Raw genomic sequence first — 22,813 nt, 5'->3', positions numbered from 1 at the left:
GCCACCGGCCTGAGCTGGGAGATGCCCGCCGGCTATTGACGTGGGACCAGCGGTACCCGCTAACCTACCGGTTGGTTGGTTGGTTGGTATCCATTGTCTGCGTCGACAGGAGTACGTGTGCCTTCAGGGCCTGATGCAGTGCGCATCGGTAATTGTTCGGGGTTTTACGGCGACCGGCTGTCCGCGATGCACGACATGCTCACCGGCGGTGAGCTGGACTATCTGACCGGCGATTACCTGGCCGAGCTCACCATGCTGATCCTGGCCCGGGACCGGGCCAAGAACCCCGACCGCGGCTACGCCAAGACCTTCCTCACCCAGCTGGAGCAGTCCCTCGGGCTGGCGCTCGACAAGGGCGTCAAGATCGTGGCCAACGCCGGCGGGCTGAACCCGGCGGGGCTGGCCACCGCAGTCCGGGCCCTGGCCGAGCGCCTGGGCCTCGACGTCAACGTCGCCCACGTCGAGGGCGATGACCTGGTGGGCCGCGCTTCCGAACTCGGGCTGGGCACTCCCCTGGCCGCCAATGCCTACCTGGGCGCGTGGGGCATCGTCGACTGCCTGAATTCCGGCGCCGACGTCGTGGTCACCGGCCGGGTGACGGATGCTTCGGTGATCGTCGGGCCCGCGGCCGCACATTTCGGCTGGTCGCCCACCGACTACGACGCGCTGGCCGGAGCGGTGGCCGCCGGTCACGTGATCGAGTGCGGCACCCAGGCCACCGGCGGGAACTACTCCTTCTTCTCTGAAATCCCGGATCTGGCCCGGCCCGGGTTCCCCATCGCCGAGATCGCCGCCGACGGCTCCTCGGTGATCACCAAACATGCCGACACCGGCGGGCAGGTCAGCGTCGGCACCGTCACCGCACAGCTGCTCTACGAGATCACCGGCGCTCGCTATGCCAATCCTGATGTGACGCTGCGCGTGGACTCTCTGCAGCTGAGCCAGGACGGCGACAACCGGGTGCGTATCTCCGGGGTGACGGGCGAGGCCCCGCCTCCGACGCTGAAGGTGTCGTGCAACAGCATCGGCGGGTTCCGCAACGCCGCCACGTTCGTGCTGACCGGCCTGGACATCGAGGCGAAGGCCGCGCTCGTGCGCAGCCAATTGGAGGCCGGCCTGAAAGTGCGCCCGGCCGAACTGGATTGGACGCTCGCCCGCACCGATCATCCCGATGCCGATACCGAGGAAGCCGCCAGCGCCCTGCTGCACTGCGTGGTCCGCGACGCGGATCCCAACATCGTCGGACGCCAATTCTCTTCGGCGGGCGTGGAACTCGCGCTGGCGAGCTACCCGGGATTCACCACCACCGCGCCCCCGGGCGATGGTCAGATCTACGGAGTGTTCGTACCCGGCTACGTCGATGCCGCCGAGGTGCCACACATCGCCGTATACGCCGATGGCAGCCGGATCGGCATCGCGCCGGCGAGCGAAACCCTCGATCTGGCACCGGTGCCCGATCCCGCACTCCCCGATCCGTTCTCCTCCGGGACCACTCGCAGCGCACCGCTCGGCACGATCGCCGGCGCCCGCAGCGGCGACAAGGGTGGGTCCGCCAATGTCGGGGTGTGGGTTCGCACCGACGAGCAGTGGCGCTGGTTGGCATACACGCTGACCGTCGACAAACTTCGTGAATTGCTGCCCGAGACAGCAGACCTGCCGGTCACCCGGCACCTGTTGCCGAATCTGCGGGCCGTGAACTTTGTGATCGAAGGCATTCTCGGCCAGGGCGTCGCGTATCAGGCCCGATTCGATCCGCAGGCCAAGGGGCTGGGCGAATGGTTGCGCAGCCGTCATCTCGATATCCCGGAGGAACTCATCAAGTGAGCATCTGGACTTCGCCCGAGCGTGAGGCATTGCGCAAGACGGTGCGCAGCTTTGCCGAGCGTGAGGTGCTGCCCCACGCCGACGAGTGGGAGCGCACCGGCGAGCTGCCGCGCGAACTGCACCGCAAGGCCGGCGAAGCCGGCCTGCTCGGCGCCAACTTCCCCGAGTCGGTCGGCGGTGGTGGCGGCGACGGGGCCGACGCCGTGATCATCTGCGAGGAAATGCATTACGCGGGTTCGCCCGGAGGCGTGTTCGCCTCGCTGTTCACCTGTGGCATCGCGGTGCCGCACATGATCGCCTCGGGCGATGAACGCCTGATCGAGACCTACGTGAAGCCCACGCTGCGAGGGGATCTCATCGGATCCCTGGCCATCACCGAACCCGGCGGCGGGTCCGACGTCGGGCACCTCACCACGCGCGCGGTCCGAGATGGCGACGATTACATCCTCAACGGCGCCAAGACCTACATCACCTCGGGTGTCCGGGCGGACTACGTCGTCACAGCGTCGCGCACCGGCGGAGCGGGCGCGGCAGGCGTCTCACTGATCGTGGTGGACAAGGGCACGCCGGGATTCGAGGTCACCCGCAAGCTCGACAAGATGGGTTGGCGTTCAAGCGATACCGCTGAGCTGTCCTACAGCGACGTGCGGGTGCCGGTGGCCAACCTGATCGGCGCGGAGAACTCCGGCTTCCTGCAGATCGCGGCGGCGTTCGTCTCCGAGCGGGTGGGCCTGGCCGTGCAGGCCTATGCCAGTGCGCAGCGTTGCCTGGACCTGACCGTGCAGTGGTGCCGCGACCGCGAGACCTTCGGCAAGCCGCTGATCGCCCGGCAGTCGGTGCAGAACACCCTGTCGGAAATGGCCCGGCGGATCGACGTGGCCCGGGTGTACACGCGCCATGTGGTCGAGCGGCAGTTGGCCGGGGACCAGGGCCTGATCACCGAGGTGTGCTTCGCCAAGAACACCTCGGTCGAAACCGGCGAGTGGGTGGCCAATCAGGCTGTCCAGCTGTTCGGCGGCATGGGCTACATGGCCGAATCCGAGGTCGAGCGCCAGTACCGTGACATGCGGATCCTGGGTATCGGCGGAGGTACCACCGAGATCCTGACCTCGTTGGCCGCAAAGACATTGGGGTTCCAGTCATGACCACTCTCAAATCGACCATCGACCCCGGCTCGCCGGGGTTCACCGAGGCGGCCGAGGTGATGGCCACCAAGCTCGCCGAGCTCGATGCCGAGCATGCCAAGGCTCTGGCCGGCGGCGGGACCAAGTACGTGGACCGCCATCACGGCCGCGGCAAGCTCACCGCCCGCGAGCGGGTCGAGCTGCTGCTGGATCCGGATGCCCCGTTCCTGGAGTTGAGCCCGTTGGCGGCCTGGGGCAGCGATTTCACCGTGGGCGCCAGCGTCGTCTGTGGCATCGGTGCCGTTGAGGGTGTCGAGTGCCTGATCGTCGCGAACGATCCAACGGTCAAGGGCGGCACGAGCAACCCGTGGACGCTCAAGAAGATCCTGCGCGCCAACCAGATCGCGATGGAGAACCGGCTTCCGGTGGTCTCCCTCGTGGAGTCCGGTGGCGCCGATCTGCCGACGCAGAAGGAGATCTTCATCCCGGGCGGGCAGATGTTCCGCGATCTGACCAGGCTGTCGGCGGCGGGCATCCCGACCGTCGCGCTGGTGTTCGGCAACTCGACGGCCGGCGGCGCATACGTGCCGGGCATGTCCGATCACGTCGTGATGATCAAGGAACGCTCCAAGGTGTTCCTGGCCGGCCCGCCGCTGGTGAAGATGGCCACCGGTGAGGAGTCCGACGACGAGTCGCTGGGCGGTGCCGAGATGCACGCCCGCACTTCGGGTCTGGGTGACTACCTGGCCAACGACGAGCTCGACGCGATCCGGATCGGCCGGCGCATCGTGGCCCGGCTGAACTGGCGCAAGAAGGGACCCGTTCCCGCGCCGGTGGTCGAGCCGAAGTTCGACCCGGAGGAGCTCATCGGCATCGTACCCGCCGATCTGCGTATCCCGTTCGACCCCCGCGACGTGATCGCCCGCATCGTCGACGGCTCCGATTTCGACGAGTTCAAACCGCTGTACGGATCGTCGCTGGTGACGGGATGGGCCACGCTGTACGGCTACCCGATCGGGATCTTGGCCAATGCCCGCGGGGTGCTGTTCTCCGAGGAGTCGCAGAAGGCCACCCAGTTCATCCAGCTGGCAAACCGGTCCGACACCCCGCTTCTGTTCCTGCACAACACCACCGGCTACATGGTGGGTAAGCAGTACGAGGAGGGCGGCATGATCAAGCACGGCTCGATGATGATCAATGCGGTGTCGAACTCTACTGTTCCGCACATCTCGCTGCTGCTCGGCGCCTCCTACGGCGCGGGCCACTACGGCATGTGCGGGCGGGCGTACGACCCGCGGTTCCTGTTCGCCTGGCCGTCGTCCAAGTCCGCGGTGATGGGCGGCACCCAGCTCGCCGGTGTGCTCTCGATCGTGAGCCGCGCTGCCGCCGAGGCCCGTGGCCAAGCCGTCGACGAAGCCGCCGATGCGGCACTGCGGGCTGCGGTCGAGGCCCAGATCGAGGCCGAGTCGCTGCCCATGTTCCTGTCCGGCCGGTTGTACGACGACGGGGTGATCGATCCCCGGGATACCCGCACTGTGCTGGGAATGTGCCTGTCCGCCATCGCGAATGGCCCGATCGAGGGGACGTCGAACTTCGGCGTCTTCAGGATGTGAGCGAACAGTGATTACGAGAGTCCTCGTCGCCAACCGCGGCGAGATCGCGCGCCGGGTGTTCGAGACCTGCCGTCGTCTCGGCATCGGCACGGTCGCTGTGTACACCGGCCCCGACGCCGGGTCCCCACACGTCGCCGAAGCCGACGCCCGGGTTCGCCTGGAGGGCAACAACGGCTACCTCGACTCCGACCAGATCATCGCCGCGGCCCGCGCAGCGGGTGCCGACGCCGTTCATCCCGGCTACGGGTTTCTCTCCGAGAACCCGGATTTCGCGGCAGCCGTGATCGACGCCGGGCTGACCTGGATCGGTCCGCCGGTGAACGCCGTGCAGGCCATGGGCTCCAAGATCGAGGCCAAGAAGATGATGGCCGCGGCCGGAGTTCCGGTGCTGACCGAGCTCGACCCGTCGACCGTGACGGCCGATCAGCTGCCGGTGCTGGTGAAGGCGTCGGCCGGTGGCGGTGGCCGCGGTATGCGCGTCGTGCGCGAACTGTCCGATCTGCCAAGCGAAGTGGCAGCGGCCCAGCGTGAGGCGCAGTCGGCGTTCGGCGATCCCACGGTGTTCTGCGAGCGTTACCTGGCGGCCGGCCATCACGTCGAGGTGCAGGTGCTGGCCGATCAGCACGGCACGGTCTGGGCCGTCGGCGAGCGCGAGTGCTCAATCCAGCGTCGTCATCAGAAGGTCATCGAGGAGGCCCCGTCGCCTCTGGCGGAACGCACTCCCGGGATGCGGGAGAAGCTGTTCGACGCGGCCCGGCTGGCTGCCGAGGCGATCGGCTACGCCGGCGCGGGCACGGTCGAGTTCATGGCGGACGAGCGGGGCGACTTCTTCTTCCTGGAGATGAATACCCGCCTCCAGGTGGAGCATCCGGTCACCGAGGCCACGACCGGTCTCGATCTCGTCGAGTTGCAGATCATGGTCGCCGACGGCGGCAGGCTCGATGCCGAGCCACCGGCCTCCCGCGGTTCGTCGATCGAGGTCCGGCTGTACGCCGAGGACCCGGCCAAGGGCTGGCAGCCGCAGGCCGGCACGGTGCACCGGTTCGACGTGCCCGGGCAGGTGCGGGTCGACACCGGCATCGAGGACGGTTCGGTGGTGTCGATCTTCTACGACCCCATGCTGGCCAAGGTCATCTCGTATGCGCCGACCCGCCTTCAGGCCGCGGCCGTGCTGGCCGATGCGTTGGCCCGCACCCGGATTCACGGACTGCGCACCAACCGGGACCTGCTGGTCAACGTGCTGCGGCATCCGGCGTTCCTGGACGGAGCCACCGACACGGCGTTCTTCGACACGCACGGCCTCGACACCCTGGCCGCCCCGCTGGCCGATGCCGGAGCGGTGACGCTCTCGGCGATCGCGGCCGCCCTGGCCGACGCCGCGCACAACCGCAGCAGCGCACGGGTTTTCGGTGCCGCACCCAGCGGCTGGCGCAACCTGGTCTCGGGCCCCCAATCCCGGTCCTACCGCGATGGCGCGGGCGACGACGTCCAGGTGCGCTACCGGTTCACCCGCACCGGGGTCGAGTTGCCCGACGACGACGGAGTCTCCCTGGTGTCGGCGACGCCGGACCGGGTACTCCTCACCGTCAACGGTGTAGACCGTGCGTTCGACGTGGCGCGGTACGGCGACCAGGTGTTCGTCGACTCCCCGCTCGGCCCGGTGGCGCTCACCGCGCTGCCCCGCTTCCCCGATCCGGACGATGCGGTCGCACACGGCTCGCTGCTCGCACCGATGCCCGGTTCGGTGGTCCGCGTCGGGGCCGCCGTCGGCGATACCGTCACCGCCGGACAACCCCTGATCTGGCTGGAAGCCATGAAAATGGAGCACACCATCGCCGCACCCGAAGACGGGGTGCTGGCCGAACTCAATGTCGCCGCGGGCCAACAGGTCGAGGTCGGCGCCGTACTTGCCCGCGTGGAAACCCCCGAAGGAGAATGACCATGAGCTTCATCGAGACCGAGGAACAGAAGGCCCTGCGCCAGGCGGTAGCCGCGATGGCCGCCAACTACGGGCAGGACTACTACCTGGAGAAGGCCCGCTCCGGCCAGCACACCACCGAATTGTGGAACGAGGCAGGCAAACTCGGCTTCATCGGGGTGAACCTGCCCGAGGAGTACGGCGGCGGCGGCGCCGGCATGTACGAGCTGTCCATGGTGATGGAAGAGATGTCGGCGGCCGGGTCGGCGCTGCTGATGATGGTGGTCTCCCCCGCGATCAACGGCACGATCATCTCCAAGTTCGGCACCGAGGAACAGAAGAAGCGCTGGATCCCCGGTATCGCCGACGGGTCGATCACCATGGCCTTCGCGATCACCGAGCCTGACGCGGGTTCCAACAGCCACCGCATCACCACCACCGCACGCCGCGACGGCAGCGACTGGATCCTCAAGGGCCAGAAGACGTTCATCTCCGGTATCGACCAGGCCCAGGCCGTGCTCGTCGTCGGACGCACCGAGGACCACAAGACCGGAAACCTCAAGCCCGCGTTGTTCGTCATCCCGACCGACACCCCGGGCCTGAACTGGACCAAGATCGAGATGGAGATCGTCAGCCCGGAGAGCCAGTTCCAGGTGTTCCTCGACGACGTCCGACTGCCCGCCGATGCGTTGGTGGGTTCGGAAGACGCCGCGATCGCGCAGCTGTTCGCCGGGCTGAACCCCGAACGCATCATGGGTGCGGCCAGCGCGGTGGGCGTGGGCCGGTTCGCCATCAACAAGGCGGTCGACTACGTGAAGACCCGCCAGGTATGGAAAGTCCCAGTAGGTGCACATCAAGGTATCTCGCACCCCCTGGCGCAGAACCACATCGAGGTGGAGCTGGCCAAGCTGATGATGCAGAAGGCCGCGACGCTGTATGACGCCGGCGACGACTTCGGCGCGGCCGAGGCCGCCAACATGGCCAAGTACGCGGCCGGTGAGGCATCGGTGCGGGCGGTCGATCAGGCCGTGCAGTCCCTCGGCGGCAACGGCCTGACGAAGGAGTACGGCATCGCCGCCGCGGTAACGGCGTCCAAGCTGGCCCGGATCGCGCCGGTGAGCCGGGAGATGATCCTGAACTTCGTCGCGCAGACCTCGCTGGGCCTGCCCCGGTCGTACTGAGGCGCGCGATGACCGCACTGGTTCACTACGCGGTGGCGGAGAGCGTCGCCCGGCTGACGCTGGACTCCCCGCACAACCGCAACGCACTGTCCACGGCCCTGGTCGAGCAGTTGCTCCAGGGCTTCTCCGACGCCGCCGACGAACCCGGGGTCCGGGCGGTGGTGCTCGGACACACCGGTGGGACCTTCTGCGCCGGAGCCGATCTCAGCGAGGCTGCCGGTCAGGATCCCGGCGACATCGCCGTCGACCGGGCCCGCGAGATGACCAAGCTGCTGCGGGCCATCCTGGAACTGCCGATTCCGGTGATCGGTGCGATCGACGGGCACGTGCGGGCCGGCGGGATGGGATTGGTCGGTGCGTGCGACCTCGTCGTCGCCGGTTCGCAGAGCACGTTCGCGTTGACCGAAGCGCGTATCGGCGTTGCGCCGTCGATCATTTCGCTGACCCTGCTGCCGAAGATGTCGCCGCGGGCGGCCGGACGGTACTTCGTCACCGGTGAGAAGTTCGGTGCGGCCGAGGCGGCCGAGATAGGGCTGATCACCTTGGCCGCCGACGACGTCTCCGACGCGGTCGCAGCGCTGGCAGCCGAGATCGCGAAGGGTTCACCGCAGGGGCTGGCGACGTCGAAGGCGCTGACGACCGCGTCGATCCTGCGTGGGTTCGACGAACGGGCAGAAGACCTGACCCGGCAGTCCGCGCGGCTGTTCGTCTCGGACGAGGCCCGCGAGGGCATGATGGCGTTCCTGCAGAAGCGTCCGCCGAACTGGGTGGGCTGACTCAGCTCTCCCGCTCCAGAACCAGCAACCTCCGCACTATTGTCAGTTCAATGAAGCGGGGCCTGCTGATCACGGTGGTGACGCTGTTCGCAGTGCAGCTGGCGGGGTGTTCGACCGTGATCGCGGGCCAGGCGATGAAGGCCCAGCCCAGCCCAATTGAGCGTGGGATGCCCACCCTCCCCGAACTGGGGCAGGTCGTGGGCGGGTCCATGCAGCTGAACTCGCCGATCGACGTCGGCGGGATCGAGGTGCTCAGGGGCGACCCGGAGAACATCTCGCCCGCTGAATGTGCTGCCCTCACCCACGCCGGAATCCGCTATGTGTATCAGCATGTTCCGGCAGGTGCCGTCGCTACCGGCCTCTGGGAATCGCCAAAGAATGCCCGCGGTGCCCGGTCTGTCTCGGTGTCGATCGCTGTCATCGACGTGGACACGCCAGACGATGCAGGTGCCTGGTATCGCGACACGGCCCCACGGTGGCGATCATGTCAGGGCAGGACGGTGACCCAACCGATGGACGCTATAACCTTCAGCGACAAGGTCATCCAGGCCGACAGCGCAGACGGGTTCTTGACGGCCGACCTGGTGGTATCGACGACAGACGGCATCATCACACCGGTGCCCTTACAGCGCGCCGTCACCACCGCGTCCCACTACGTCGTGGATGTCGATGTCCTCGGCACCACAGCAGCAGCCGCTTCGAATGCCGACACTGCAGCCGCCGTCGCCCGGCTCGTGGCCAGGAAACTCACGTAGGCCGGGTAGCAGGGGCCTCGTATCCAGGCAAAATCCGCAGCATCGGTCCAGACCCACGCTGCAGACGCAGCAGCTCAGACATTGCGCGCGTAGTTGACGGTAGTTGCCTGTGACAGCAAACGCCGCCGCGCATCTGTCGCATCGCTGACCGCAGTCCTACCGTTTCTTGTGCGGACATCCTCTGCCGTGCGGTTTCCCCATGAAAGGCCGGAATCATGGCCAGTGACCAGAACAAGGCAATTGCCCGACGCGTCTGGGAGGTGTTCGCCTCCGGCGATCTCAGCGAGCTCGACGATCTCGTCGCCCCCGGTGCCGCCTACCACGACACCCAGGATCCGTTCGGAGATCAGCGCGGGCCCCAGCACATGAGAAGCCTCATCGAGATGTATCGGAAGTCGTTCTCCAACATGAAGTTCGACGTGAAGATGCAGATCGCCGAGGGCGACTATGTCTGCACCATGATCGAGGCGCAGGGCGACAACACCGGTGAGCTCATGGGTCAGCCGGCCACCGGCAAGCACGCTCGGATCAATCTGACCGACACCACCCGCATGGAAGACGGCAAGATCGCCGAGAACTGGGTCACCTGGGACACCCTCGGAATGCTGCAACAGCTCGGCCTGATTCCCGCAGGAGCGGAGCACAAAGCGCCCGCCTAGTAGGTACCTGTCCAGGCGGGTCCAGGGCCGGCCGCGGCCCTGGACCCGCACTCCAGCCATGGCACATCGCCGGCTCGCCGCGGCGATTTTTCGCGCGCCCAACACACCGACGTGAGCGGAACCAGCCGGCCTCTCGGGCGGTGACGTACTCACGTCCGCCGGCAGTTGCTGACGGTCCAACACCGCACCACTCCTTGCCCGACCATTGGTTCGATCCTCGACAAGTGGGCCCTTCTGACCGCCCAAGTCCGGAACCCAGGAGACGGCTCCGCCCACGTGTGGCCGACGGTGCCAGAGTTTTTGTTAGCCGGATGGGTGCGATAACCGCAACCAGCTCGGCCAATCGACCACGGATCGCGTAGCCGCCGCATGCCACACGCGACCGTGGCGAATCACCCTGCCGCATAGGCCATGCCCCTGGAGCGACGACGGATTGCGCAGCGGAGAATCTCGCTGATTACACCCAAGATCGCTATCTCGGCAAATTTGCCCCGGGGGAAATATCTGTTGTTACATTGTGCAAGCACTTGTAGGCCACATCACACTCCAAAGGCGGCGCGCTTGATGTCACAGCCCACTCCTCCCCGTCTGTCCATGGCCAAGACCGCTGCCACCACGGCAGCGGTCATCGCTACTACGGCAGCGCTGACCGCAGGCGTCGCGTCTTCCGCACCGGAGGCGCTCGCGGCCCACAACCGCAATGTGCAGGCGGATGTCGAGCTGACTGCCGCGTCGTCTAGCGACATCGGCAAGATCCCGAACATCGTCGGGCTCTACGGGGTCGGACCGATTTTCTGGACCGCGCAACTTCTCGGGATTACTCCCGAGAACGTGATCAAGGCCGCCGGCGGCTTGACCGGGAACACCGCGTTGGCCGAAACCGTCGTCGGGTTGCTGAACCTGCTCGACGCCGTGTCGCCGATCGAGGCCGGCGTCAAGGGCCCGATGCCCAGCGACGTGTATGACGCGGTCAATGGTCTGAAGTACACCACCTCCGGCCTGGTGGAAATGCTCGGACTGGACAATGTCCCCCTACTCAACAACGCCATCAACGCCCTGATCAACGCTGCACCAGTCTTGAATCAGAGACGCGACATCATCTTGTCCGAGAGTCTTGGCGGCTTGACCACCTCCCTGGCCTATCGCGACATGATCAATGCCGTTCAGTCGAACGATCCAGACTGGGGCGTTGGAGTTACCGGTCAGTGGCTGATCTTCGTGAACAACCCCAGCCGACCCGGCGGTGGACTGTTCGCGCTGGCAACGCCTTTCACTAACCTGCTCGGCCTGAATCTCACCACCCCGGACGCGGGTAGCTACACCAATGCCGATGCCAATGGCGGCAAGATCACCAAGGTTCTCAACACCTCGATCCTCGACATCACTTGGGCGTACAACCCGCTGTCGGATGTTCCCACCACACTCAATCCGTTGTCCTGGGCCAACTCAGCGGCCGCCGGAGTGTTCCTCACCTATCTCCTCCCGAGCGAGGACAACAACATCGGGGAACACGTACTGCCGCAGTTGGTGGTCGGCATTGCCGACGGCGTGAAGGTGATGATCGACCCCACTGGGGGCCAGGGCCTCAACATGGTGCCCGGATGGCAAGACTTCGTTAAAACTGTCAAGGATTTGGACTTCCTACACCTGGGTTTCGGCAAGTGGCTCGACAGCGTCACCAACGCGACCAAGTTCCCCGGCAACGCCACGTACATCACTTATGACTCCGGCAATCTCCCGCTGCTTGAGCCGTTCCGGATGGTTCCGCATCTGCTCAATCTCGCTCCGGGCGTTCACATCCCGACTCCGCTGACCGACAGCGTCGAAGACGCGCTGCGCAAGATGGTCAACATGGGTTACCAGGACGTCGACCCCACCACCCTGGAGCGCACGTTCAACGAAGCCGGTGACCAGGCCTATCTGTGGCACTCCCCGCTCACCCCGACGCAGCAGCTGGCGGCGGTTCAGACGGTCTTCGACGCATTGGTCGACGGCATTCAGGACAATGCCCTGAACCCGGAGGCCTGGACTCCGACGCTTCCGGGCGCGGACTTCAAGCCGATCGTGCAGAACGCCGTATCCGTGGCGGTCGCCAAGGCAATGCGCGACGCTCTGGAGGGTATTCAGAAGGGCGTCGCCGACCCGATGTTCGACGCCGTCGAGAAGGGCCTGGCTCCGGTCACCCACGCTCTCGATGACATCAACGCTCAGGTCGAGACAGCCATCGACAACATGCTCAAGGTCAACGGATCCACGGCCAACAAGTCCGGCGCCCAGGCGATCACCTCGGTCCCGTCTAGCGGCAGCCAGTTGAGGACGCTCAGCATCGAGGCCGCCGAGACGGATACCAACGCCAAGTCCACGCCGCTCAAGGACACACTCAAGGACGCGCTCAAAGACGTCGGCCTGGACCAGGATTCGTTGAAGGACAACGACATCTCCAAGACCGTCACGAAGCTCTCGGAGTCCGTCAAGACCAAGCCTGAGGCCAAGGCCAAGGCCCGTCACGCAGCCGACGCGAACGATCCGCTGAAGAAGTCGGTGAAGGAGACGGTCGCGAAGGTGCAAGGCGCGGCCAAGGAGGTCAAGGACACCGTCGACAAGGCCGAGAAGAAAGTGGAGAAGGCCGCCAAGGATGCCGCCGGCTCACTGAAGAAGAGCGCTCCCAAAACCAAGGCCAAGACCGACAAGTCGGAGAAGAAGTCTGACGCGGCCGCGTAGTCGCTGACCGCCCAGGCCGCAGGCGTTGTCTGATGACGACGCCTGCGGCTAGCTGCTCATGAGTGGGCTCAGATGAATCCGAACGCGGGGAAGCCGTAGAACTCTTCCTCGCCCGGGTACACGCCTGGCGTCGAGTCGATTTGGACGTTGCCTTCAGACGCGCAGTCAGTGGTCTGTCCACCGGCAATCGAGCTTCCACCAGTTACCTCGCACTGCGGCAGCAGCGAGGGGTCGGCAGAGGCGGCGGGCGCACCCAGGACCGCAATCGCGGCGCCGACGCCCGCGGCACCGAGAACCAGGAACTTAGGCATCAGCGACATAGCGAGTGTTTCCTTCCTTCTGGGTCGACCTCACGTCGACCTGGCACGCGGAATTGTCGTGCACGTTATCCTTGCCGCAAACATAGACCACCGCACGTCACCGCATCCGACGATCGAGGAGTCCCATGAACCGTGTAAGGCATTCACTGACCCGCGCCACTGTGGTGTTGTTGGGAGCCGGCGCGATGGCCATCGGGGCTTCGGCTACCGCAGCGGCCGAGCCGCCGAACTGCACCACGGCCGACGTCACCGCGGTGATGGGCGACGTGTCATCGAATATGAGTGGCTATCTGTTCACTCACCCCGACGTCAACGCGTTCTTCACCGGACTACAGGGCCAAGCCAAGTCCGCGGCCGCCGAGCAGACGAAGACCTATCTCAACAACAATCCTCAGGTGCGCTCCGAGATGGATGCGATCCGCAGACCCGCGATCGACCTGCGCAACCGCTGCAACATCCCGCTCGAAGCCCAGATCTCCGGCGTCATCTAGAGCCGCCTAATCGCTGACAGCCCCGGGGACGCGTCGGTAGCGTGGCCCACATGCCACGCACTGTGCTCGTCACCGGGGCGACCGGCACTCTCGGCCACCATGTGGTGCCCGAGGCGACCGAGGCCGGCCATCATGTCCGGGCGTTGAGCCGCCGGGAGCGAGTCGGCTACACGGGCGTCCACTGGCACCAGGCCGACTTGCTCAAGTCCGACGGTTTGGACGCCGCGCTCGACGGCGTGGACGTCGTCCTCCATTGCGCCACTCAGGCCACCGGTAGTAAGGACATCAGGGCCGCCCGAAATCTGATCGAGGCTGCGCGACGCAAGGGCGTCGGACACCTCATCTATATCTCCATCGTCGGGATCGACGACATCCCGCTTCCTTATTACAAGACCAAGCTGCGGGTCGAGCAGGCACTCGAATCATCCGGTGTCGGGCACACGATCCTGCGCGCCACACAGTTCCACGAGCTAATCGAAAAGACGTTCTCCGCGCAGCGTTTCTCGCCCCTTTTGTGGGCGCTGCGCGACGTCAAATTCCAGCCGATCGACACCCGCGATGTGGCCACCCGATTGGTCTCTTTGATCGATTCAGAACCCGCCGGGCGGGTGTCTGACATCGGCGGGCCGAGCATTCACAGTCACCCAGAATTGGGACAGATGTATCTCTCAGCACACAACAGCGTGCGTCGCGTGGCCAGATTCACCCTGCCCGGTCGCATCGTCGCCGGTTACAGGTCGGGAGCCAATCTGACCCCGGAAAATGCGATCGACGGCGTATCGTTCCAGGACTATTTGGACACGGGCGGATAGATCATCTCCGCCGAGCAGGCGTCACTGTCGCAACCATGGCGACACAGTTTCCCCATCGGTCTTGCATGTGACAGCGATCGTCGTAGGCTCGACAGCGATGAGCACTTCAGCGCCGCAGGGCAGGTCGATGCGGGCTGCCGACACCGACCGCATTCAGGTGGCGCAGCTGCTCACTGATGCTGCCGCCGCGGGCCGGCTGCCTATGACCGAGTACGAGGACCGGCTAGCAAAGGCTTACGCGGCTGAGACCTACGACGATCTGGCGCGCCTGAGCCGCGACCTACCCGGCGCGGTGAACTGTTCGGCCGGCCACTGTCGGCCTGCGCCCTCGACGCTGCTGCTGGCGATCATGAGTGGGTTCGAGCGCCGGGGCCGGTGGAACGTGCCGAAGAAGCTGACGACGTTCGCGCTCTTCGGCGGCGGGGTGGTCGACCTTCGCTACGCCGATTTCACCGCACCCGATGTCGAGGTCCGCACCTATTCGATCTTCGGCGGGCAGACCATCCTGGTGCCACCCGAGGTGAATGTGGATCTCGACGGCACGGGCGTGATGGGGAACTTCGATCACAGCGTCGACGGGGACGGCACGGCCGGCGCCCCGCGTGTCCACATTCGTGGCTTCTCGCTGTGGGGCAGCGTCAGCGTCAAACGCAAGAAGCGCCGCAACCAGACCGATTAGCGCGCGACCCTTTCCGTCAGGCGTGCGCCTTCGGCTCTGACGATCGTGCGACCGAATCAAACTCGCCCAGTACCGACGCGGTGGATCCGTCCGGCAGGACGGTGACGATTTCCTCGGCGACCCGCCCCAGCGTCTGGTCTGCGGGGTTGTCCACGGTGACGAGCAGCAGATAACTGTTGGCCTGCCGCATTCCTTCGGCGCTGAGCAAGTCGAACGCGAGGACGTTTCCCGCGCGGGTGGGTGGCCGGTCCGGCAGGGACTCCAGGAAGGGTTTCAGCCCCGTCAGCAGGGCCTCCTCCTGATCATCCAGACCGTGGTCGAGCGGTGGCGGAACCTTCAGCGCGATTGCCCACGTGGTCATTGCTGCTCTCCTCTCGTGAAATCTGTCGATTTCGACGCTAGGGTCCGTGCACCGCGGTGATCGCGCGTAGCTCGCTACTCGGATTTCTGTGCGCATCAACGAAAACGGGCGGGCCCGAAGGCCCGCCCGTCTCTGTGCCTGACAGATCAGTGGTTGCAGCTCGCGGCGGCGACACAGGTCAACGACTTGTTCGCGTTGGAAGGCTTTGCGCTCGACACCTTGGCGGTCGGGCCGTCCCCGGCGATGGCCTTGGGCAGGGTGCCCGGCAGGTCCTTCTCGTCCGGGAGGAGCTTGTTGCCGAGGTACTGGTTCGAGTACTTCTGCGTCTGGTTGTAGTAGTACTTGCCGGCGTTGACGTTCAGCTCCCCCTGGACCACACCGTTGGTGCCCTTGCTGGGATCGGCGTAGTTCGCCGTGCCGAAGTTGGTGTGGTAGACCTCGCCCAACGGGCTGTCGTCGAGGGTCTTGTTGACACCAGGCGTCTGGTTGAAGACCTTGTCGCCGACGGCCTGCGCCGCCCGCACTCCCGGCGCGGGGTTGTCGAAGGCGGGCCTGCCCACCGCATCGCCGGACTTGCTGGAGTCAGCGGACGCCAGACCGGTCGGCAAGGCCACCGCCAATGCACCGCCCGCGATGACGCCCCCAACCAACGTCCGCGTCCGCACCGACCGCTCGGACATCTTCCGATGTTTTGCCATGCCTGTTACCTCTCGTGAGTGGCGTTGCGCCGCAGCTAGATTGGGGCCAAGCAGCTGACATTGCCACCGGCCCGCCAGCGAACCTAAGGCACCACGGACACCGGCGATAGGTAGTGGCGACGTTGTTCATTTGCTGTTCGGCACATGATCATGAGAATTCACAGCTCGTACACAGGAACCGTCCAAACACGTGAAAACGCAACGGCCCCCTCCATTTTGGAGGGGGCCGTTGCGTGAGATCAGGCGTTACTTGTCCTTGTTGTCCTTGGTGCCCTTGTTGTCCTTGGTGTCGCTGTGGGCGTTGCCGGCCTTGGTCCCTGAGGCGGATCCGGAGGCGCTGTCGGTGTCACCCTTGGCGGTGTCACCCTTGGTGGTCTCCTGCTTGCTAGCACCGGCCTTGGTGGTGGGCTTGAATGCCTTCTCAAGGCTCTTCGTGGCATTCTCGACGAACTTCTCACCGGCCGACTTCTTGCGCTCGGTGGTGCGCGATTTGGGAGCGAACTTGTTCGGGGTCTTGGTCGCAGTACCGGCGTCAGTCGACTCGGCGCCACTGGGCTTCGCCTCGACCGACTTCTGCTCCTCGGCCGACTTCTCCTCGGCTGCAGCCTCTTTGACGTCCGCAACCTCTTTGACAGTGGTCGCGGTCTTTGGCGTCAGATCCAGGCCCAAGTCCAGCTTCGGCAGCTTGGGCAGCTCGAACTTCGGAGCCTCGGGCTTAGAGACCTCGACAGGCGTGACCGTCTCGGTGCCGCCCGCAGCGGTCTCGTCGACCGCGCTTTCCTCGTCCTTGACTTCAAGGGCGTCGACGAGCTTGGCGCTGTCTACGGCTGCCGCATCCTCACCCTTGAGATCGAGGCTGATGAGCTTCTTCAGCGCTGGCAACGCTTTGTCAGCCGACGCGAGTACCGCGGTCGAGCTCTTGGCACTCGCGACATCCGACTCAGCCTCAGTCTCAGGGGGTTCGGTCTCAGAACCGGGCGCAGGCGCGCCCAGCACCCGATCAACAACGTAGTTGATGATGCCGTCGATCCCCTGGTTGTACTCTTTGCCACCGTCTTCGAGAGGCCCGCCGAAGAAGAAGATGTTTGTTGCGGCAGCCAAATCGGGGCCGGCCAACGGGACACCACTGGCGACCAAACTGAGCACCACCCCGGTGTAGGTCAGCCAGTTGTGCGACAGATCCTCCGCTACCGCCAGGGCCTGACCGACCGGGCCACTGATCCCTCCGGTCAGCTCAGAGGCCACCGCCCGGAAGGTCTCCTCGATACCCGCCTCGAAGAAGTACGGGTTGACGTTGTTGTACAAGAACGACGCGGCGTCCGAGATGAACGGCACTGCCGACTGCACGGCCTCGTCCAGGATCTGGTCACTCAGGTAGTAGGCAAGGCCGACCAGGCCGTCACGGTAGACCCCGCCCGAGATGGGCGCGGTGCCGTAGACGGGCTCGTCCCCGTCCCCGTTCACGAGCTGGAGGTTGCCGTCTTCATCTGGCACATAGATATCGGCATCGCCGATGACGGGGTTCCCATCCTCGTCCAGGTACGCGTTAAGCGAGCTCCCCTTTGCGTTCAGAGCCCGCGCGTAGAGAGGGTTGCCGTCCGCGTCCTCCCCAACTTGCACGTAAAGCTCATGCAAGCCGTAGGTTGAGCCCCCGTAGTACGGGTCGTAGGTGCCACCGACAATGCCGCCCCAGCTGTCAACCCTGAAGAAGATGTCGGAGATCGTTTGGACGTCGATATCGCTGAGCGCCAATAGATTCAGCTCGCTGACGGTGACCGATTTCTTCGGCGTCAACGCCGCCGCATCGCTAGCTGCGATCGCGATGTTCGCCGGGGTCATCAGCCCCGGTGTCGCAGCGACAATGGCAGCTGCACTCGCGAGCACAACGCCAGTGGTGACGAGCGGACGGACTGCCATATGGGTGTGGCCCCTTATCTCGAGCGTGGGCGGATTCCTGAGAACCCATGCAGATACCTGCGTAGAACCTTAAAAGTCCTTGAGAAGGGTAATTCCCGGCCCCCCGGCCCGCAACCTCTATCCAGGCGCAACAGGAGTCCCTTGCGCACCGTCGCCCCGCATCTTTTGCGTGGCGACGGTGGCCAATATTTCGATGCAGAACGGGGCGTTCCCGGTCGGCCCAGGAGCAGCTAATTACGAATACCGTTGCCGCGGAGCCCACTGAGCGCAAAGATGCGGGTGGCGGCCCGCGGAAATCGTTGCGCGAAGACCTGGCGTACCGATGCGGCACACTCGCGCAGGCATCCGAGCCAGGTCGGGCCGAGACCGCTCATATCCCTAGTTCAGGCCGCATGATGCTCGCGCCGGCCCGGCACGGATCCGCGGTCACTCAGCGCGACCCCCGGTGCCCTATCTCCAATCACGGTGAGTCGGGCCGCCCCGCCGTGCGGGGCCCGCGGAAGTCAACCCAACCACCGCCGCGAGGAAGCGACGGCGGCCACCATTGATGCAAATCGGCATTTCCCGAAAAGCGCGGCAGACGGATAGGAAAGGAACCTCCCTTACGGAGAGGTAAATAAGCCCAGGTCACGGGCTCGGCAGCGAACATTCTGACCAAGCTCAGAACCTGAGAAGAACCTGAGATTGCGTTGAGCGGCCACCGGCGAGATTCGTCACCTAACCGACACAGGCGAAAACACGATGACCCCTGCCGAAGGGCAGGGGCCATCGTGTGCGAGCGGGTGATTACTTGTCGCTGCCCTCGCCCGAGTCCTTCTCGCCGCCGGTGGCATTCTTGACGGCCTCGCCCAGCTTCTTCAGGAACTTGCTGCCGTTGGACTCGCCCTTAGCCTTGATCCACCGATGAATGGGCTGGTTGTTGGGGTGTCGGAATGAGGAAAGTGCCCTCTGAGCTGGAAAGATTGGTGTTCTCTACGCAACAATCCGACCAGCACAAGAAAGGCACTTCCAGTGCGAGTGTCCCACACGTTCGGTCCCGACTCCGCGGTGTTCGACGAGGACAACCTCGTGTCGTGCGCCGGGCTGGTCCCGGTGATGGCCCTGGCCGAGCAAGCTGGCCTGACACGGTTGTTGGACAACACAATTCACATCAGGTCGTCTCGGGTCAAGTCCGGGGCGGCTAACCCTCGATCCACCGATGAATCGCCTGTTCGGAGGGTGTTGATGTAAGGAAAGTGCCCTTTGAGCTGGGATGATTGGAGTTACCACACTTCGATCAGCCCACGTTCAGAAAGGCGCTTCCGGTGCAAGTGTCCCATAGGTTCGCCGTGTCGTCGGCGGTCTTCGATGATGCACATCTCGTGTCGTGCGCCGGGCTGGTGCCGGTGATGACCCTGGCCGACCAGACCGGTCTGTCGCAGCTATTGGCCGACAAGATCCGGTTCACCTGTGAGCGGATCCGTTCGGCCGCGGCCCATCCGTCACCGAAGCTGACCACGCTGATCGCCGGGATGTGCGCCGGCGCGGACAGCATTGATGACCTAGACGTTGTGCGCTCGGGTGGGATGAAGACCCTCTTCGGTGGTGTGTACGCCCCGTCGACGATCGGAACCTTATTGCGGGAGTTCACCTTCGGGCATGCCCGCCAGCTCGAATCTGTCCTGCGCGAACACCTGGCCGCGCTGTGCGGGCGTGTCGATCTGTTGCCCGGCGCCGACGGACGGGCGTTCATCGACATCGACTCACTACTACGCCCGGTCTACGGGCACGCCAAGCAGGGCGCCAGCTACGGACACACCAAGATCGCCGGCAGGCAGATCCTGCGCAAAGGCCTCTCACCGTTGATCACCACGATCAGCACCGACCACGGTGCGCCGGTGATCGCCGGGGCGAGGTTGCGGGCGGGCAAGGCCAACTCCGGCAAGGGCGCAGCCCGCATGATCGCTCAAGCGGCCGCTACCGCCCGTGCTGCCGGGGTCACCGGGCAGATCCTGGTGCGTGGCGATTCGGCCTACGGCAATAGCACCGTGGTCACCGCCTGCCACCGAGCAGGTGTCCGGTTCTCGCTGGTGCTGACCAAGACCGCAGCAGTTGCCGCCGCCATTGACGCAATTCCCGAGACCGCGTGGACCCCGGTGAACTATCCCGGTGCTGTGCGTGACCCCGACACCGGCGCCTGGATCTCCGATGCCGAAGTCGCCGAAACCACCTACACAGCCTTCGGTTCCACCAAGACTCCGGTGACCGCCCGGTTGGTCGTGCGCCGGGTCAAAGACGCGCGGTTCCTCGATGCGCTGTTTCCGGTGTGGCGGTACCACCCGTTCTTCACCAATTCCGACGAACCCGTCGACGCCGCTGACATCACTCATCGCCGCCACGCCATCATCGAAACCGTGTTCGCCGACCTCATCGACGGACCTTTGGCGCACATGCCCTCGGGGCGGTTCGGCGCGAACTCGGCCTGGATCCTGTGCGCCGCGATCGCCCACAACCTGCTGCGCGCCGTCGGCGTCCTGGCCGGAGGTGCCCACGCGGTCGCCCGCGGGGCGACACTGCGCCGCAAGATAATCACTATCCCGGCCCGCCTGGCCCGTCCGCAACGCCAACCTATCCTGCACCTACCAGCGCACTGGCCCTGGACAGAGCACTGGCTCACGTTGTGGCGCAACACCATCGGCTACAGCCCACCAGAAATCGCCACCACCTGACCATATGCCGAAAGGCCCGACCGGAGCGCACAGGAACAGCTGGACAGACCAGCAGATACCCCCTGCCCGCGACCAGGACCAGCCCTCAACAGCCCAGCGAGGCACACCTACCCCAATTCATCAGTGGATCGAGGCTTAGGCTTGCCGTCACCGAAGAGGATGGGCGGCGTGACCTTGTTGCCGGTCTTGGTATCGGTGCCCGTCTTGGCCTCGTCCTTGCCTTCACCCTTTGACTCGTCTTGAGTCGCAACCTCTTTCACCTGAGCCTTGGGCTTTTGAACCAGATCAAGCTTCGGCGGGTCGAACTTGGGTGCCTCGAACTTCGGAGCCTCAGGCAGCTTGGGCGCCTCAAACTTCGGGGCTTCGATCTTGGGCAGTTCGAACTTCGGCGTCGCAATCTTCAATGGTTCGGGCTTCGTCTCCTCCACCACGGGCGTGCCCTCGGTACCCCCCTCGACGCTTCCTTCCTCTTCGACCGTGCCCTGGTCCTTGACCTCGACATCCTTGAGGAGCGTGGGCTCGGTGGAACCTTCCAGCTTCTCCGCGAGCTTCTTCCACGGCGACTCGACGTCCAACTTCGGCGTCGGCAAGCTCAGCAGCTTGCTGAAGTTCGGCAGGCCGGTGGAGGTGGGGGTAGTGGGTTCCGGCTCGGCTGTGGTCTTGGCCAGCAGCACCGCGTCCTCGGAGCTCGTATCGAACGTCTGAACTGGGTTGCCGTCGAGCGGATTGAGGAAGTTCGGGTCCGGCGTCGGGGTCTGCTGAGCAATCGCATCGACGATGTAAGTGATCGCGGCGGTGATGCCGGTGTTGACGCCGTAGCCGAAGAAGAACGAGTTTGTGAGCCCGTAGGCGTAGCCATCCTGCGGCAGGTTGTCGAGGAGCAGATTGCCGACGAGTTGCGTTGCGCCACCATCGAAGAAGTCGTTGACACGCTTGGCCAGATCGAGCCGACCGGTCGGGTCAACGTCGTCGATCGCGTTAGCGACGACGAGGATGGCCTGGCGCGCGAGCTCGGTGAAGCCACCCTCGAAGAAGATGTTGTCGATCGGTCCCAGAGGCAGGATGTTGTCACTGAGGTAATACGCGAGCCCAGTGAATCCGTCCTTACAGACCGCGCCTGTGGCCGTGCAGTTACCGGGATCGTCCTGCAGTACCGGTTCGCCTTCGGAGTCATAGAACTGAATGGGATCACCATCGGGACTGAGATCCCCGGTCGTCGCAGGCGTCACTCCGTTTTCGAGGAAGAGCTGATTACCCTCCGCGTCGTATAGCGGGTCGGTTCCGCCCGCCTGATAGACGGCGGGCACTTGCCCGGCCGTGTCGGTGTACGCAGTCGCCGCGACCTGGCCCGGGAACCAGAGACCGCCATAACCCTGAGTGAACGACTGCCACGCGCCCTGCAGCGACAGCGCGAGCAGGTGGATCTGCTCTTGGGTCAACGTCTTGTGCGCTTCGACCGCAGCCGCAGTCGGGGAGGCAACGGTGACCGCACTGTGCGGGACGAACAGAGCGGGGGCCCCAGCAACGATCGCGCCGGCGCTGACAAGTGCGACACCGGTGGTGACGAGCGGACGTACAGCCATACGCGTGGCCCCTTTTTCCTGAGCGTGAGCCGGGCTCCGAAGGCCCGTGCTGGTACCGGAGTACAACTTAGAAACTCCTGAGAATGCTAAGTCCCGGTATCGCCTCCCGCAACCTCTATAGACGCAGGAGGTTAGCCACTTTGCCAACGCCATGCACTCACTTGAGCGGGGCTGTGTCGACAAATTTTCCAATGCAAATTCAACCGCTGCATTTCGGCGGTTCCCAGCGACGCCCGGTACGTCGCTGACCGCCGGGTTCGCCCGCACAAATGCGCGGTCAGCCGCTCATACAACACGCGGAACAATCGACATATTGGTTGCCGCAGCACATCAGGCCACGACCCATCGAGGCAAGGCCCGAAGCTCAGGCCATCTCCACACCAACCACACATAACCGATGTTCACGTCGGCGTGGCGTGCGACTCGCAAGTCGCCGTTCGGCCGAGGCTCCTCCCGACAAGCGCGCTCACGCCCAGTCGGGGAACCGGCCTTTTTGCTACCGACGCGGCCGCGTAACAGCACTCCCAGATTGACCCGCCCATTGTTTGCAAGGGATGGCACGAAATGCATTATTTGCATTCGCAACAACAACGGGATGTCAGCCCCTGAGGAGTTGGTCCCGCGCGTTAACTGATGGTGAACAACTCGTGTCCGGCAGCGCCGACATGAAACC

At 64.9% G+C, this 22,813-nt stretch carries 18 protein-coding genes and 1 pseudogene; 14 read left to right on the top strand and 5 right to left on the bottom strand.

Features of this window, described 5'->3' with window-relative positions:
• The first annotated feature begins 138 nt into the window (after positions 1–138).
• The 9 genes from ACNQVK_RS10950 to ACNQVK_RS10910 all read left to right on the top strand — a co-directional run bounded on the left by ACNQVK_RS10950 (position 139) and on the right by ACNQVK_RS10910 (position 12,571).
• Positions 139–1,824 (top strand): acyclic terpene utilization AtuA family protein, encoded by a 1,686-nt coding sequence (locus ACNQVK_RS10950; RefSeq protein WP_418034102.1) that lies wholly within the window; start codon positions 139–141, stop codon positions 1,822–1,824.
• A complete protein-coding gene (locus ACNQVK_RS10945) occupies positions 1,821–2,969 on the top strand; it encodes an acyl-CoA dehydrogenase family protein (RefSeq protein WP_418029534.1) in 1,149 nt (382 codons plus the stop codon). Before ACNQVK_RS10950 ends, ACNQVK_RS10945 begins: the two co-directional genes overlap by 4 nt.
• A complete protein-coding gene (locus tag ACNQVK_RS10940; protein WP_418029533.1) occupies positions 2,966–4,561 on the top strand; it encodes an acyl-CoA carboxylase subunit beta in 1,596 nt (531 codons plus the stop codon). The genes ACNQVK_RS10945 and ACNQVK_RS10940 overlap by 4 nt, the downstream gene beginning before the upstream one ends.
• Positions 4,515–6,500 (top strand): biotin carboxylase N-terminal domain-containing protein, encoded by a 1,986-nt coding sequence (locus tag ACNQVK_RS10935; RefSeq protein ID WP_418029532.1) that lies wholly within the window; start codon positions 4,515–4,517, stop codon positions 6,498–6,500. The genes ACNQVK_RS10940 and ACNQVK_RS10935 overlap by 47 nt, the downstream gene beginning before the upstream one ends.
• A gap of 2 nt (positions 6,501–6,502) precedes the next feature.
• Positions 6,503–7,660: an acyl-CoA dehydrogenase family protein gene (locus tag ACNQVK_RS10930; protein WP_418029531.1), complete on the top strand. Its 1,158-nt coding sequence runs from the start codon at positions 6,503–6,505 to the stop codon at positions 7,658–7,660.
• An 8-nt stretch (positions 7,661–7,668) separates the two neighbouring features.
• Positions 7,669–8,436, top strand: coding sequence for an enoyl-CoA hydratase family protein (locus tag ACNQVK_RS10925; RefSeq protein ID WP_418029530.1), 768 nt, complete (start codon positions 7,669–7,671; stop codon positions 8,434–8,436).
• A gap of 50 nt (positions 8,437–8,486) precedes the next feature.
• Positions 8,487–9,191, top strand: a complete 705-nt coding sequence (locus tag ACNQVK_RS10920) for a sensor domain-containing protein (RefSeq protein ID WP_418029529.1) — start codon at positions 8,487–8,489, stop codon at positions 9,189–9,191.
• A 215-nt stretch (positions 9,192–9,406) separates the two neighbouring features.
• The gene (locus tag ACNQVK_RS10915; RefSeq protein WP_409548723.1) at positions 9,407–9,850 is read left to right on the top strand and encodes an ester cyclase; all 444 of its coding nucleotides are present in this window, start codon (positions 9,407–9,409) and stop codon (positions 9,848–9,850) included.
• A gap of 564 nt (positions 9,851–10,414) precedes the next feature.
• Positions 10,415–12,571: a PE-PPE domain-containing protein gene (locus tag ACNQVK_RS10910; protein WP_418029528.1), complete on the top strand. Its 2,157-nt coding sequence runs from the start codon at positions 10,415–10,417 to the stop codon at positions 12,569–12,571.
• A gap of 68 nt (positions 12,572–12,639) precedes the next feature.
• Here ACNQVK_RS10910 and ACNQVK_RS10905 read toward each other — a convergent pair whose 3' ends face one another.
• On the bottom strand, positions 12,640–12,891 hold the full coding sequence (locus ACNQVK_RS10905; protein ID WP_418029527.1) for a hypothetical protein: 252 nt from the start codon (positions 12,889–12,891) through the stop codon (positions 12,640–12,642).
• 125 nt (positions 12,892–13,016) lie between these two features.
• Between ACNQVK_RS10905 and ACNQVK_RS10900 the strand changes: the two genes are divergently transcribed.
• The 3 genes from ACNQVK_RS10900 to ACNQVK_RS10890 all read left to right on the top strand — a co-directional run bounded on the left by ACNQVK_RS10900 (position 13,017) and on the right by ACNQVK_RS10890 (position 14,873).
• Positions 13,017–13,382 carry a heme-binding protein gene (locus ACNQVK_RS10900; RefSeq protein ID WP_418029526.1) on the top strand — a complete coding sequence of 122 codons (366 nt, stop codon included), beginning with the start codon at positions 13,017–13,019 and terminating at the stop codon, positions 13,380–13,382.
• Positions 13,383–13,432: 50 nt separating this feature from the next.
• Positions 13,433–14,194, top strand: coding sequence for an SDR family oxidoreductase (locus tag ACNQVK_RS10895; protein ID WP_418029525.1), 762 nt, complete (start codon positions 13,433–13,435; stop codon positions 14,192–14,194).
• A gap of 97 nt (positions 14,195–14,291) precedes the next feature.
• Positions 14,292–14,873 carry a DUF1707 SHOCT-like domain-containing protein gene (locus tag ACNQVK_RS10890; RefSeq protein ID WP_276128201.1) on the top strand — a complete coding sequence of 194 codons (582 nt, stop codon included), beginning with the start codon at positions 14,292–14,294 and terminating at the stop codon, positions 14,871–14,873.
• A 16-nt stretch (positions 14,874–14,889) separates the two neighbouring features.
• On the opposite strand, the gene ACNQVK_RS10885 is transcribed toward ACNQVK_RS10890, so the two are convergent.
• From ACNQVK_RS10885 to ACNQVK_RS10875, 3 genes are all read right to left on the bottom strand, one after another.
• Positions 14,890–15,234: a hypothetical protein gene (locus tag ACNQVK_RS10885; RefSeq protein WP_418029524.1), complete on the bottom strand. Its 345-nt coding sequence runs from the start codon at positions 15,232–15,234 to the stop codon at positions 14,890–14,892.
• A gap of 146 nt (positions 15,235–15,380) precedes the next feature.
• A complete protein-coding gene (locus ACNQVK_RS10880; RefSeq protein ID WP_418029523.1) occupies positions 15,381–15,932 on the bottom strand; it encodes a hypothetical protein in 552 nt (183 codons plus the stop codon).
• 246 nt (positions 15,933–16,178) lie between these two features.
• On the bottom strand, positions 16,179–17,849 hold the full coding sequence (locus ACNQVK_RS10875; protein WP_418029522.1) for a hypothetical protein: 1,671 nt from the start codon (positions 17,847–17,849) through the stop codon (positions 16,179–16,181).
• A 1,011-nt stretch (positions 17,850–18,860) separates the two neighbouring features.
• Between ACNQVK_RS10875 and ACNQVK_RS10870 the strand changes: the two are divergent.
• Positions 18,861–19,037 (top strand): annotated as a pseudogene (locus ACNQVK_RS10870) (IS1380 family transposase); the annotation flags it as partial.
• Between the two features lie 116 nt (positions 19,038–19,153).
• Positions 19,154–20,557 (top strand): IS1380 family transposase, encoded by a 1,404-nt coding sequence (locus ACNQVK_RS10865; RefSeq protein ID WP_065204061.1) that lies wholly within the window; start codon positions 19,154–19,156, stop codon positions 20,555–20,557.
• Between the two features lie 107 nt (positions 20,558–20,664).
• Here ACNQVK_RS10865 and ACNQVK_RS10860 read toward each other — a convergent pair whose 3' ends face one another.
• On the bottom strand, positions 20,665–22,140 hold the full coding sequence (locus ACNQVK_RS10860) for a hypothetical protein (protein WP_418029521.1): 1,476 nt from the start codon (positions 22,138–22,140) through the stop codon (positions 20,665–20,667).
• Between the last annotated feature and the right edge of the window lie 673 nt (positions 22,141–22,813).

The organism is Mycobacterium sp. 134, from assembly GCF_048282715.1.
GTDB classification, from domain to species: Bacteria; Actinomycetota; Actinomycetes; order Mycobacteriales; family Mycobacteriaceae; genus Mycobacterium; species Mycobacterium septicum.
Note: the sequence above shows the minus strand (reverse complement) of the source record. Positions and strands in the feature narration are given on the sequence as shown.